Source organism: Streptomyces chattanoogensis, assembly GCF_001294335.1.
GTDB lineage: Bacteria > Actinomycetota > Actinomycetes > Streptomycetales > Streptomycetaceae > Streptomyces > Streptomyces chattanoogensis.
In genome coordinates, this window is record NZ_LGKG01000112.1 from 120,973 (window position 1) to 133,688 (window position 12,716).

The window sequence follows — 12,716 nt, forward strand, 5'->3', positions numbered from 1 at the left end:
TTACCGTAGCTGTCATGGCAGCCAGCACTCATACCGTCACGAACCAGCCTCCGCCGCTGGTCGGATACGACGTCTTCGCCTCCGACGCGGCACTGACCGAGGCGGTGGCCCGCTCCGTCGACGCCACCCGGCTGGAGGAGGTGCGCGAGGAACTGACCCGGCTCGGGCAGGCGGCCGGTTCGGCGCACGCCCAGCGGTGGGGCGAACAGGCCAACACCCATCCGCCCGTCCTGCGCACCCACGACCGCTACGGGCACCGCATCGACGAGGTGGAGTTCCATCCGGCCTGGCACCGGCTGCTGGGCCATGCCGTCGGGGCCGGGCTCACCGACGCCTGGTCGCGCCCGGACGGCCATCTGCGCCGCACCGCCGGATTCCTCGTCTGGAGCCAGGCCGAGGCGGGGCACACCTGTCCGCTGTCGATGACCCATGCGGCGGTGCCCGCGCTGCGCGCCGATCCCGAGCTGGCGGCCGAATGGGAGCCGCTGCTGACCTCGCAGGTGTACGAGCGGGAGCTGCGGCCGGCCGCGGAGAAGGGCGGGGCGCTGGCCGGGATGGCGATGACGGAGAAGCAGGGCGGCAGCGATGTACGGGCGAACACCACGCGTGCCGAGCCGCTGGCCGCGCCGGGCGAATACGTCCTGACTGGCCACAAGTGGTTCTGCTCGGCGCCGATGTCGGACGTCTTCCTGGTCCTGGCGCAGGCGCCGGGCGGGCTCACCTGCTTTCTCCTGCCGCGGGTGCTGCCGGACGGGACCCGTAACTCCTTCCGTATCCAGCGGCTCAAGGACAAGCTCGGCAACCGTTCGAACGCCTCGGCGGAGATCGAGTTCGACGGCCGGACCTGGGCGCGCCGGGTGGGCGAGGAGGGGCGCGGGGTCGCGACGATCATCGAGATGGTCGCGGCGACCCGGCTGGACTGTGTGACGGGGGCGGCGGCGGTGATGCGGCAGGCGGTGGCGCAGGCGGTGCACCACTGCACGTACCGGGAGGCGTTCGGCGGGCCGCTGATCGACAAGCCGCTGATGCGGAATGTGCTGGCCGATCTTGCGCTGGAGTCGGAGGCGGCGACGACGCTGGCGCTGCGGCTGGCGGCCGCGTACGACGGCGGCACCGAGCAGGACCGGCACTTTCTGCGGCTGGCGGTGCCGGCCGCGAAGTACTGGGTGACCAAGCGGTGCACGCCGGTGGCGGCGGAGGCCCTGGAGTGCCTGGGCGGCAACGGCTATGTCGAGGAGTCGGGGATGCCGCGGCTGCTGCGCGAGGCGCCGCTGAACTCCATCTGGGAGGGCTCGGGCAATGTCCAGGCACTGGACGTACTGCGGGCGCTGCAGCGCGAACCGGCCGCGCTGAACGCGTACTTGACGGAGATCGGTACGGCCCGCGGCGCGGACCACCGCCTGGACCGGGCCATCAAGGGCCTGCTGACCGAACTGGCCGATCTGGAGGGCCTCGAGGCACGGGCACGACGGCTCGTGGAGCGCCTGGCGCTCGTACTGCAGGGCTCGTTGCTGGTGCGCCATGCACCCCCCGAGGTGGCGGACGCCTTCTGCGCCTCCCGCCTGGGCGGCGACGCGGGCGCGGCCTTCGGGACCCTGCCGCACACGCTGGACCTGGCAGCGGTCGTGACACGGGCGCGGCCGGTTGCGGGCGGGTGAGCGGTACCCCACGCCGGATTCGCCCCGCCCCACGGCGAATTCACCCCGTCCCACGCCGAATTCATCCCGCCCTACGCCGAATTCACCCCACCCACGGGAATACCGCCCGGCCCCGCCGCGTTGTGGACCCGCAGGGGGCCCTCCCGACCCTTAGGGGTTCTGTTCGAAGAACCCCTAAGGGTCGGGCGCGGCGGCGATTCCTCGTCTCCTCCGGAGGGGCGGTGGCCCCTCGGGGGACGGGACAGGGGGTCACCGCCGCCGCGCCGGGCCGGGCCTGTGCGGTGGATCAGGGCCGCAAGGCTCCCGGCCGTGATCCACCACACAGGCTCCAGGAGCGGTGCCGCGCCGACTCGGCACCCCTCCCGGTCTTCAGGGCCATCGGGGCGGGTCCGCCGCGGTCCGCCCGCGCACGGCCGCATCGATGGCCACGATGAGGTCGCCGTCGGGCGCGTCCGGCCGGAAGCCGAGCAGCACCCCACGGGCCTCGTAGTAACGCAGCACCCGGCAGGCCTCCGCCCCTTCCGTACGGCCCGGTGCCCGCAGATGCACCACCAGGTCGGCGAAGGCCGGCGCGGGCGGCAGACCGCCGATACCTGCCACCCGGTCGAGCAGCTGGGGAGCGCCGTCGACGACATAGCCGTCGGCGGGCAGCGGCTGACGTCTGATCAGGACGTCGACCGCGGGCAGCCGGGGGACCCCATAGTGCGCGGCCAGCCGTCCGGCGCGCGCGATACGCGCTCCCTCCATCGCCCCGATCACCACGACGCGCGGAGCGATCGCCCTCACGATGAGCTCCCCTCCCCGCGCCGTGCCCTGCGGATGTGGCGGCGGCCGATGGAATCCCCGGCGGACAGCCGGCGGGCTCGCCGACGGGTGACCGGCGAAGCTCCGGCCGCGGGATGCCATCGGCCGCTGGGACCAGGTTCCCGGGACGGGTCATAGGCCACAACGGTTGCAGTCCGTTGCAGCGGATCTGCCCAATGAGCTCCCGCCTTCGGCCTGGTGACGGCACGATGGGCGGGGGCCGGGTGGCGGCCGCCGGGGACCCGTACCGGTGGCAGCCGTGACAGTTGCGGGGCGGGGAGCAGCGTGAAGGACACAGCGATCGGCAGCGCCGTCCGGTCGGCCCACGACATCCGCGAGACCGCCCGTCGTCTCGCCTCGGTCCGCGAGGCCGCGCTCGCGGGCGCGCTGGCGGCGGATGCTCCGCCGGGCGAGGACTCGCCGGACGCGCCCCGCCCGGTCATCGGCGAGTCCTGGCTCCGGGTCATCGGCTGGGGCGTCGACCCGGAGCGGGACCGCGCCCAGCACCCGCTGTCCGTGGCCGAGTTGGAGCACCGTCGGCAGAATTCGCAGCTGATGACGGTGCTGCCGGTGCTCAACGACGGGCTGCTGGCGGCCGCCGATGCCGCGCAGCAGATCATGGTCGTCACCGACGCCGAGGGCCGGGTGCTGTGGCGGGAGGGCAGCGCGCCGGTCCGGCGGATGGCCGACCGGCTCGGCTTCGACAAGGGTGCCGACTGGACGGAGGGCGTCGTCGGCACCAACGCGATCGGCACCGCGCTGGTGGCCCGGCGCCCGGTGCTGGTGCACTCCGCCGAGCACTTCGTCCGCTCCCACCACCAGTGGACGTGTGCAGCGGCGCCGCTGCACGACCCGCGCGACGGCCGGCTGCTGGGCACCGTCGACCTCAGCGGTCCGGCGCACTCCTTCCACCCCACGACGCTGTCCCTGGTCTCCGCGGTCGCCCGGCTCGCGGAGGGCGAGCTGCGCATCCGGCACCACGCGTCCCTGGAGCGGCTGCGCTCCAGCGCGGCGCCGGTGCTGGCGCGGATCGGCGGACGGGCGCTGGCGGTCGATCCGAACGGCTGGACCGCCGGGGTCAGCGGTATGACCCCGCCGGACCGGGTGGCGCTGCCCAAGGCACCGCAGGCCGGGCCGCTGTGGCTGCCGCGGTACGGGATGTGCACGCTGGAGCCGCTGCCCGGCGGCTGGCTGGTCCGCATCGGCCGCGACGAGCCGGCCGCCGGGCCCAGCCGGGTGCTGCTGGACGTCAGCGGGCGGGACGGCGCGACGGTCACCGTCACCGGGCCGGCCGGCGGCTGGACCCATGAGCTGTCCCCGCGCCACGCCGAGCTGCTGTTCGTCCTCGCCGTGCACCATCCGGACGGCCGTAGCGCCGCCGAGCTGGCCCAGGACCTCTTCGGCGACCGCAGCCGTACGGTCACGGTGCGCGCCGAGCTGTCCCGGCTGCGCCGCCATCTGGCGGGCGTCCTGGCGCACCGGCCGTACCGCTTCGCGGACGGGGTGGAGGTGGAGCTGCGGCTGCCGTCGCGGCCCGGCCGTCTGCTGCCGCAGTCGTCGGCGCCGGCGGTGGCGGCGGCTCGGCGCGGGTGAGGGGGACGGCCGAGCGGACGGCCGCGGGAAGAACCGGGTGCGGGCGCGCGTTCCCCTTCCACCCCCGGGGCCGCCGGTTCGACGGGCAGATGGCCGAGCTGCGGCGGATCCGGGCCGGTGAGCCGCTCGCCGAGGGCGTCGGGCCGGCCGGTCCCGCTCCGTCGCGGCCCGGCGGACCCGAGGTGCCCTTCGGCGGCTTCGTACCCGCCGTGGTGGAACGCGTCGCCCGCTTCGGCGACGGCTTCCTCGGCGCCGCGCTGCCGTCCCAGCAGATGGACGGCTGTTCCGTGATGTGGAGGCGGCCTTGTCCCGGGCCGGGCGCAGCGGACGGCCCCGGCTGACGGTGCAGGTCAACGCAGCCCTCGGCGCTCCGCCGGTGGTCGGCCGCGCCCGCCGCGAGCTCCGCGCGTCCTACGGGCCGGACAACAGCTGGACCGACCACATCGTGAACGGTCTGCTCACCACCCGGACGGCGATCCGCGAGGCGGCGGCCGCGCGTACACGGCGATCGGCGCGGACGAGGCGATGCTCTGCTGCTGGGCCCCGGACCCGGACCAGGTGGGCCTGCGCCCGGAGGCGGTGTTCGCGCAAGGCCAGGGCCTCTCCGACCCCGGCCCGCCGGACAGGCCCTGGCCCCTGCCGGGTCGTCGGGGGCCGGCGTCCACCCGACCGGCCGTCTGAGCTCGCCCCGTTCCTCGCGCGCGCCTAGCGTGCCGTCTGCGGACCGTGCGTGGCGGGGGCACGGTCCTGGGAGGAGTGCGATGAGCCTGACGGGCGGGCCGGAGGAGCCGCGCGCGGAGCCCCCGGCGCGCCGGCCCAACTGGGGCGCGATAGCCCTGGTCGGCCTCACCGGCTTCGCCATGCTGCGCAGCGGGCTGTCGGACGAGGCCGACGGCCCGCCGCAGCCCGGCGGCGGCGCCGCGCCCGCCCCCGCGCCCGTCCGCGGCCGCCCCTCGGGGCCGGCCCCGCTCGCCCGCTCCGCCGTCACCCGGGTGACCATCCCCTCCCTCGGGATCTCCGCCCCGGTGGTCCCGCTCGGTCTCGACAAGGACGGCTGGATAGCCGCCCCGCCCGCCCGGAATCCCCGTCTCGCGGGCTGGTACGCACAGGCCCCGGCCCCGGGCGAGCGCGGCACCGCCGTCATCGTCGGCCATGTGGACACCTATACCGGCCCCGCGGTCTTCTACCGCCTGGGCACCCTCGAAAAGGGCCGGACGATCCGGGTGACCCGCAAGGACGGGCGCACCGTGGTCTTCGAGATCTACGGCATCCGGGTCTTCGCCAAGGACCGTTTCCCGGCCCGCCAGGTCTACGGCGCCACCGGGCGCCCCGAACTCCGGCTGCTGACCTGCGGCGGCGGCTATTCCGCGAGCGGCGGATACGCGGGCAATGTGGTGGTCTTCGCCCGGATGACGGGGACGGATCCCCGATAGCCGTCAACTCCGGGTGAAACAGTGGCACTTCAGCCGGAGCCACCGAGGAGGACCGTTGTCCGCGTACGAGGACCCTTATGACCTGGATGGGCTGGATGGGCTGGATGAAGTGGAGGAGCGCATCGAAGAGGCACTCCTGAGCAATGCCGATTCGCTGGACCTCTCGGGTCTGGGGCTGGAAACCCTCCCCCGGAACTGACGCACCTCGCCGCCGTCACCGTCACCGAAATCGACCTCAGCGACAACGCCCTGACCGCGCTCCCCGAATCGCTGGCGGACTTCACGGCGCTGACCGAACTCCACCTGCACGGGAACAGCCTCACCACCCTCCCCGCATGGATAGGCGGCCTCACCGCGCTCACCCGCCTGGACCTGGGCGCAAACGCCCTCACCGCACTCCCCGAAGCGCTGACCGGCCTTTCCGCCCTCACCCACCTCGACCTGAAGGACAACGGACTCACCGCGCTGCCGGAATGGCTGAGGGACCGCGCCGCCCTCGGCGTCGTCCACGACGTCGAGGAATGACGTCCGGGAATTCCGGGCCGGCCGTCGGCCGGGACCGGGGGCGGCCCCGATTCCGGGCCCTGACGGGCGTGTGATGTCCTGACCGCATGAGCCATTCGGTCACGACCTGGTACCTCGAGCAGACCTCGCCCGCCGATCTCGTCCCCGCCGCGGCGCCGCCCGCCGGCCAGGATGTCCGTATCGTCAGGTCCGAGGTGCCGTCGCCGGAATTCAGCCGCTTCCTGTACACCACGGTGGGCCGGGACGTCCTGTGGACGGATCGGCTGAGCTGGCCGTATGCGCGTTGGGCGGAACATCTGGAACGGCCGGGGGTCGAGACCTGGGTGGTGTACGAGCGCGGGACGCCCGCCGGGTTCATCGAGCTGGATCCCCAGCCGGAGGGGGCGGTGGAGATCGTCTACTTCGGGCTGATCCCGGCCTTCCAGGGGCGCCGGATCGGCGGGTGGCTGCTGACGTACGGCGTCGAGCGGGCCTGGGACCTGGCCGAGCGGTGGCCGGGGCGGGAGCGGACGGCACGGGTGTGGCTGCATACGTGCAGCGATGACGGGCCGCATGCGATGGCCAATTACGAGCGGCGCGGGTTCCGCGTGTACGACACCACGGTGACGCAGGAGGCCGAGGTGGCGATGCCGGAACCCTGGCCCGGCGGCCAGGGGACGGCACCCGCCCGGAACCCCGGCGGAAAGTGACCCACGACACAGCGTTCCGCCATTCGGGACGCTGATGTCCAAATCCTGGACGACGGTGGACTGGCCGGAGAACGCCGTGCCACGCTTCCGTCATGTCCAGAGCTGGAATTGCCTTGGTGAGTCGGCGACACGTCGACCTCGGCCGCATGTCCAGCGCCATTTGTCGAGCGGGCTGACGTAGCGCCGCCCGGGGCCCGTCGGCCCCGGACAGCACCGCCGGCACCACCGATTTCCCGCCGTCCCCATCGTCGCGGACGCGGCCGCACCCCCGCCCAGCAGCTCACCCCCGACGCGTTGCCACGCGCCGCGCTTCGGTGTGTCTGCACAGGTCACCGCGGGTGTGTCGCGCCCGTCCGCACCCTTGAGCCCGCCCAGAAGGACGTACACCCATGGCCGCCGACACCCCGGAGAACCCCCAGCCCACGGCCGGGGCCGCAAAGCCGCGCCGCAAGGCCGGCCGCCACCGCGGCGAGGGCCAGTGGGCCGTTGGCCACTTCACGCCGCTCAACGGCAATGAGCAGTTCAAGAAGGACGACGACGGTCTCAATGTGCGGACACGCATTGAGACGATCTACTCCAAGGCCGGCTTCGACTCCATCGACCCCAACGACCTGCGCGGGCGGATGCGTTGGTGGGGCCTGTACACCCAGCGCAAGCCCGGGATCGACGGCGGCAAGACCGCGATCCTGGAGCCGGAGGAGCTGGACGACAGGTACTTCATGCTGCGCGTCCGGATCGACGGCGGGCGGCTGACCACCGAGCAGCTGCGGGTGATCGGCGAGATCTCGCAGGAGTTCGCGCGCGGTACCGCGGATCTCACCGACCGGCAGAACGTCCAGTACCACTGGATCCGGATCGAGGACGTCCCGGAGATCTGGCGGCGGCTGGAAGAGGTCGGGCTGTCCACCACCGAGGCGTGCGGTGACACCCCGCGCGTCATCCTGGGCTCGCCGGTCGCGGGTATCGCCGAGGACGAGATCATCGACGGCACCCCGGTCATCGAGGAGATCCAGCGCCGGATCATCGGCAACCCCGCGTTCTCCAACCTCCCGCGCAAGTTCAAGTCCGCGGTCTCCGGCTCGCCGCTGCTGGATGTCGCGCACGAGATCAACGACATCTCGTTCGTGGGCGTCGAGCACCCCGAGCACGGCCCGGGCTTCGATGTGTGGGTCGGCGGCGGACTGTCGACCAACCCCAAGCTCGGGGTCCGGCTCGGCGCCTGGGTTTCGCGCGAGGAGGCCGCCGATGTCTACGAGGGCGTCATCTCGATCTTCCGCGACTACGGCTACCGGCGGCTGCGCACCCGTGCCCGGCTGAAGTTCCTGGTCGCGGACTGGGGCGCGGAGAAGTTCCGGCAGGTGCTGGAGGACGAGTACCTCAAGCGCAAGCTGACCGACGGGCCCGCCCCGGCGCAGCCCGTCCAGCAGTGGCGCGATCACGTCGGTGTGCACAAGCAGCAGGACGGCCGCTTCTACGTGGGCTTCGCGCCGCGCGTCGGCCGGGTCGACGGCGCCACCCTCACCAAGATCGCGGAGCTGGCGGCGGAGCACGGCTCGGGCCGGCTGCGGACCACCGCCGAGCAGAAGATGATCGTCCTCGACATCGACGAGTCGCGGGTGGAGTCGCTGGTCGCCGGGCTCGAGGCGCTGGACCTGCGGGTCAAGCCGTCCCCGTTCCGGCGCGGCACGATGGCCTGCACCGGTATCGAGTTCTGCAAGCTGGCGATCGTCGAGACGAAGGGGCGCGGCGCCTCGCTGATCGATGAGCTGGAGCGCCGTCTCCCGGAGTTCGACCAGCCGCTCACCATCAACATCAACGGCTGCCCCAACGCCTGCGCCCGTATCCAGGTCGCGGACATCGGTCTCAAGGGCCAGCTGGTCCTCGACGACCAGGGCGAGCAGGTCGAGGGCTACCAGGTGCATCTGGGCGGTGCGCTGGGTCTGGAGGCCGGGTTCGGCCGTAAGGTCCGCGGCCTGAAGGTCACCGCCGACGAACTCCCCGACTACGTCGAGCGGGTGCTGCGCAACTTCCAGGAGCAGCGCACCGACGGCGAGCGGTTCGCCCAGTGGGCGGCCCGTGCGGAAGAGGGTGCGCTGAAGTGAGTGAACGTGCGGCCCCGTTCTACTGCCCGTACTGCGGTGACGAGGACCTGCGGCCCTCGGAGGAGGGCGCGGTCCGCGGTGAGGGCGCGGCCTGGGAGTGCCGGTCGTGCAGCCGCGCGTTCCGGCTGAAGTTCCTGGGCCTGCTCTCCCAGGGCCCGTCCACTGTCCCGTCATCGTCCGCCGGAGGTGCCTCGTGACTGCCGCCAGCGATCTGCCGCAGCTCGCCGAACGTGCGGGCCGTGAGCTGGAGGAGGCGGCCCCGCTGGAGATCCTCCGCTGGGCCGGCGAGACCTTCGGCGCGCGCTTCTGCGTGACCTCCTCGATGGAGGACGCGGTGGTCGCACACCTGGCCTCGCGTGCCGTGCCGGGTGTGGACGTGGTGTTCCTCGACACCGGCTACCACTTCCCGGAGACCATCGGGACGCGGGACGCGGTGGCCGCGGTGATGGACGTCAACGTCCTCACCCTGACGCCTCGTCAGACGGTGGCCGAGCAGGACGCCGAGTACGGGCCGAAGCTGCACGACCGCGACCCGGACCTGTGCTGCGCGCTGCGCAAGGTCAAGCCGCTGGAAGAGGGCCTGACCGGCTATGACGCCTGGGCGACCGGGCTGCGCCGGGACGAGTCCCCGACCCGGGCGAACACCCCGGTCGTCGGCTGGGACGCCAGGCGGCAGAAGGTCAAGATCTCGCCGATCGCGCGCTGGACGCAGGCCGATGTGGATGCGTACGTCGCCGAGCACGGCGTGCTCACCAACCCGCTGCTGATGGACGGTTACGCCTCCGTCGGCTGCGCCCCCTGCACCCGCCGGGTCCTGGCGGGCGAGGACGCGCGGGCGGGCCGGTGGGCAGGCAGCAACAAGACCGAGTGCGGCCTGCACTGATGGCCGGACTTCAGGAACATGATGTTGAGGAACGTGCGGATGTTCAGGAGAAGCCGATGACGGGCGCCACGGTGTGGCTGACCGGTCTGCCGAGCGCGGGCAAGACCACCATCGCGTACGCGCTGGCGGAGCGGCTGCGCGGCGAGGGCCGCCGGGCCGAGGTCCTGGACGGCGACGAGATCCGCGAGTTCCTCTCCGCCGGTCTGGGCTTCACCCGTGCCGACCGGCACACCAACGTCCAGCGGATCGGCTTCGTCGCCGAGCTGCTGGCGAGCAACGGGGTCATCGCCCTGGTGCCGGTGATCGCGCCGTACGCGGACTCCCGGGAGGCGGTGCGCAAGCGCCACCAGACCGAGGGCAGCGCCTATCTCGAAGTGCATGTGGCGACGCCCGTCGAGGTGTGCTCCGAGCGCGATGTGAAGGGGCTGTACGCCAAGCAGGCGGCCGGCGAGATATCCGGCCTGACCGGCGTGGACGACCCGTACGAGGCCCCCGAATCGCCCGACCTGCGCATCGAGTCGCACACCCAGACCGTGCAGGAGTCCGCAGCCGCGCTCCACGGGCTGCTCGTCGAAAGGGGACTGGCGTGACCACCGCGGCCATAGCTACCGAGACCGAGGGCGACAACCCCTACGCCCTGTCGCACCTGGACGCTCTGGAGTCCGAGGCGGTGCACATCTTCCGCGAGGTGGCGGGTGAGTTCGAGCGGCCGGTGATTCTGTTCTCCGGCGGCAAGGACTCCATCGTCATGCTGCATCTCGCGCTGAAGGCGTTCGCGCCGGCACCGGTGCCGTTCTCCCTGCTGCATGTCGACACCGGGCACAACTTCCCCGAGGTGATCGACTACCGCGACCGTACGGTGGAGCGGCACGGCCTGCGGCTGCATGTCGCCTCCGTGCAGGACTTCATCGACCGCGGTGAGCTGCGCGAGCGCCCCGACGGGACGCGTAACCCGCTGCAGACCGTGCCACTGCTGGACGCCATCGACAAGAACCGCTTCGATGCGGTCTTCGGCGGCGGGCGCCGGGACGAGGAGAAGGCGCGCGCCAAGGAGCGGGTGTTCTCGCTGCGGGACGAGTTCGGCGGCTGGGATCCGCGCCGGCAGCGCCCGGAGCTGTGGCAGCTCTACAACGGGCGGCACTCGCCCGGCGAGCATGTCCGCGTCTTCCCGCTGTCCAACTGGACCGAGCTGGACGTGTGGCAGTACATCGCCCGCGAGAAGATCGAACTGCCCGCCATCTACTACGCACACGAGCGCGAGGTCTTCGCCCGCAGCGGTATGTGGCTGGCGCCCGGCGAGTGGGGCGGGCCCAAGGACGGCGAGGTCCTGGAGACCCGGCTGGTGCGCTACCGCACGGTCGGCGACATGTCGTGCACCGGCGCGGTGGACTCCGACGCCGGGACCATCGAGGCCGTCATCGCGGAGATCGCCGCCTCGCGCCTCACCGAACGGGGCGCGACGCGGGCCGACGACAAGCTGTCCGAGGCCGCCATGGAGGACCGTAAGCGCGAGGGGTACTTCTAACCATGAGCACCACCCATGTTGTTGAGGGCGCGGTGGACGCCGGCGCGACCTCGCTGCTGCGTTTCGCCACCGCCGGTTCCGTCGACGACGGCAAGTCGACCCTGGTCGGCCGGCTGCTGCACGACTCCAAGTCGGTGCTCGCGGACCAGCTGGAGGCCGTCGAGCACGCCTCCCGCAACCGCGGGCAGGAGGCGCCGGACCTGGCGCTGCTGACGGACGGGCTGCGGGCCGAGCGGGAGCAGGGCATCACCATCGATGTCGCCTACCGCTACTTCGCCACGCCCCGCCGCCGCTTCATCCTCGCCGACACCCCCGGGCATGTGCAGTACACCCGCAACATGGTCACCGGCGCCTCCACCGCCGAGCTGGCCGTGGTGCTGGTCGACGCCCGCAACGGCGTGGTCGAGCAGACCCGCCGGCACGCGGCCGTCGCCGCGCTGCTGCGCGTCCCGCATGTCGTCCTCGCGGTCAACAAGATGGACCTGGTGGACTACCAGGAGTCCGTCTTCGCCGCGATCGCCGAGGAGTTCACGACGTACGCCGCCTCGCTGGGCGTTCCGGAGATCACGGCCATCCCGATCTCCGCGCTGGCCGGTGACAACGTCGTGACGGCCTCCGCCCACATGGACTGGTACGGCGGCCCGACGGTGCTGGAGCACCTGGAGACGGTGCCGGTCGTCGCCGACCCCTCGGACGACCCCGGCCGGTTCCCGGTCCAGTACGTCATCCGCCCGCAGACCGCCGAACACCCCGACTACCGCGGCTACGCGGGCCAGATCGCCTCCGGCGTGCTGCGCGTCGGCGACCCGGTGACCGTGCTGCCCTCGGGCCGCACCAGCACCATCGAGGCGATCGACGCGCTCGGCCAGGCCGTGGACGTCGCCTGGGCGCCGCAGTCGGTGACCGTCCGGCTGACCGACGACATCGACATCTCGCGCGGCGACCTGATCGCCCCGACCGCCTCGGCGCCGTCGGCCTCCCAGGACATCGAGGCCACGGTCTGCCATGTCGGTGACCGCCCGCTGACCGTGGGGCAGCGGGTGCTGATCAAGCACACCACCCGCACCGTCAAGGCGATCGTCAAGGACATCCCGTCCCGGCTGACCCTCGACGACCTCTCCCAGCACCCCGCACCGGGCGAGCTGGCCGCCAACGACATCGGACGGATCGTCGTCCGCACGGCCGAGCCGCTGGCCCTGGACGCCTACGCCGACTCCCGGCGTACCGGCTCCTTCCTCCTGATCGACCCGGCGGACGGTACGACGCTGACCGCGGGTATGGCGGGTACCGCCTTCGCGGAGGCGGCCGCGGACGCCGCCCCCGCCGACGAGGCGGACGACGACGGATGGGATTTCTGAACATGCTCAAGGACATGTTCTCCACTTTCGCCATTGAGGGCGGCCGGATCGGGAGCGGCGCTCTCGGCAGTGGCCAGGGAGGAGTCGGGCGATGTGTGTGCTGACGATGCTCGACTCCGTACCCCCCACTCCCCCCTTCCGAAGAT

At 72.5% G+C, this 12,716-nt stretch carries 15 protein-coding genes; 14 read left to right on the forward strand and 1 reads right to left on the reverse strand.

The window, feature by feature from the left end; translation table 11 throughout:
* Positions 1-14 precede the first annotated feature (14 nt).
* Positions 15-1,658, forward strand: coding sequence for an acyl-CoA dehydrogenase family protein (locus ADL29_RS13350; protein WP_053923877.1), 1,644 nt, complete (start codon positions 15-17; stop codon positions 1,656-1,658).
* 369 nt (positions 1,659-2,027) lie between these two features.
* On the opposite strand, the gene ADL29_RS13355 is transcribed toward ADL29_RS13350, so the two are convergent.
* On the reverse strand, positions 2,028-2,444 hold the full coding sequence (locus tag ADL29_RS13355; RefSeq protein WP_053923878.1) for a hypothetical protein: 417 nt from the start codon (positions 2,442-2,444) through the stop codon (positions 2,028-2,030).
* 303 nt (positions 2,445-2,747) lie between these two features.
* Between ADL29_RS13355 and ADL29_RS13360 the strand changes: the two genes are divergently transcribed.
* From ADL29_RS13360 to ADL29_RS13405, 13 genes are all read left to right on the forward strand, one after another.
* Positions 2,748-4,055, forward strand: coding sequence for a GAF domain-containing protein (locus ADL29_RS13360; protein WP_053923879.1), 1,308 nt, complete (start codon positions 2,748-2,750; stop codon positions 4,053-4,055).
* 89 nt (positions 4,056-4,144) lie between these two features.
* Positions 4,145-4,396 carry a hypothetical protein gene (locus ADL29_RS45210; RefSeq protein ID WP_063788463.1) on the forward strand — a complete coding sequence of 84 codons (252 nt, stop codon included), beginning with the start codon at positions 4,145-4,147 and terminating at the stop codon, positions 4,394-4,396.
* 420 nt (positions 4,397-4,816) lie between these two features.
* Entirely contained in the window at positions 4,817-5,488 is a 672-nt protein-coding gene (locus ADL29_RS13370; protein WP_053923880.1) for a class F sortase, read from the forward strand.
* Positions 5,489-5,543: 55 nt separating this feature from the next.
* Positions 5,544-5,687, forward strand: coding sequence for a hypothetical protein (locus tag ADL29_RS43470; RefSeq protein ID WP_157878490.1), 144 nt, complete (start codon positions 5,544-5,546; stop codon positions 5,685-5,687).
* Positions 5,688-5,776: 89 nt separating this feature from the next.
* Positions 5,777-6,013, forward strand: coding sequence for a leucine-rich repeat domain-containing protein (locus ADL29_RS46570; RefSeq protein WP_425424238.1), 237 nt, complete (start codon positions 5,777-5,779; stop codon positions 6,011-6,013).
* Positions 6,014-6,099: 86 nt separating this feature from the next.
* On the forward strand, positions 6,100-6,702 hold the full coding sequence (locus ADL29_RS13375; protein WP_053923881.1) for a GNAT family N-acetyltransferase: 603 nt from the start codon (positions 6,100-6,102) through the stop codon (positions 6,700-6,702).
* A gap of 92 nt (positions 6,703-6,794) precedes the next feature.
* Complete coding sequence (locus ADL29_RS46575; protein WP_350257049.1) at positions 6,795-6,878, forward strand: putative leader peptide; 84 nt, start codon at positions 6,795-6,797, stop codon at positions 6,876-6,878.
* A 213-nt stretch (positions 6,879-7,091) separates the two neighbouring features.
* Entirely contained in the window at positions 7,092-8,804 is a 1,713-nt protein-coding gene (locus ADL29_RS13380; RefSeq protein ID WP_046925417.1) for a nitrite/sulfite reductase, read from the forward strand.
* Positions 8,801-9,001 (forward strand): hypothetical protein, encoded by a 201-nt coding sequence (locus ADL29_RS13385; protein WP_046925418.1) that lies wholly within the window; start codon positions 8,801-8,803, stop codon positions 8,999-9,001. Before ADL29_RS13380 ends, ADL29_RS13385 begins: the two co-directional genes overlap by 4 nt.
* Positions 8,998-9,687 (forward strand): phosphoadenylyl-sulfate reductase, encoded by a 690-nt coding sequence (locus tag ADL29_RS13390; RefSeq protein WP_053923882.1) that lies wholly within the window; start codon positions 8,998-9,000, stop codon positions 9,685-9,687. Before ADL29_RS13385 ends, ADL29_RS13390 begins: the two co-directional genes overlap by 4 nt.
* Positions 9,687-10,277 carry an adenylyl-sulfate kinase gene (gene cysC, locus ADL29_RS13395; protein ID WP_078970964.1) on the forward strand — a complete coding sequence of 197 codons (591 nt, stop codon included), beginning with the start codon at positions 9,687-9,689 and terminating at the stop codon, positions 10,275-10,277. Before ADL29_RS13390 ends, cysC begins: the two co-directional genes overlap by 1 nt.
* Positions 10,274-11,212 (forward strand): sulfate adenylyltransferase subunit CysD, encoded by a 939-nt coding sequence (gene cysD, locus ADL29_RS13400; RefSeq protein ID WP_046925421.1) that lies wholly within the window; start codon positions 10,274-10,276, stop codon positions 11,210-11,212. The genes cysC and cysD overlap by 4 nt, the downstream gene beginning before the upstream one ends.
* Positions 11,213-11,214: 2 nt before the next feature.
* Positions 11,215-12,570, forward strand: coding sequence for a sulfate adenylyltransferase subunit 1 (locus ADL29_RS13405; protein ID WP_053923884.1), 1,356 nt, complete (start codon positions 11,215-11,217; stop codon positions 12,568-12,570).
* The last annotated feature ends 146 nt before the right edge of the window (positions 12,571-12,716 follow it).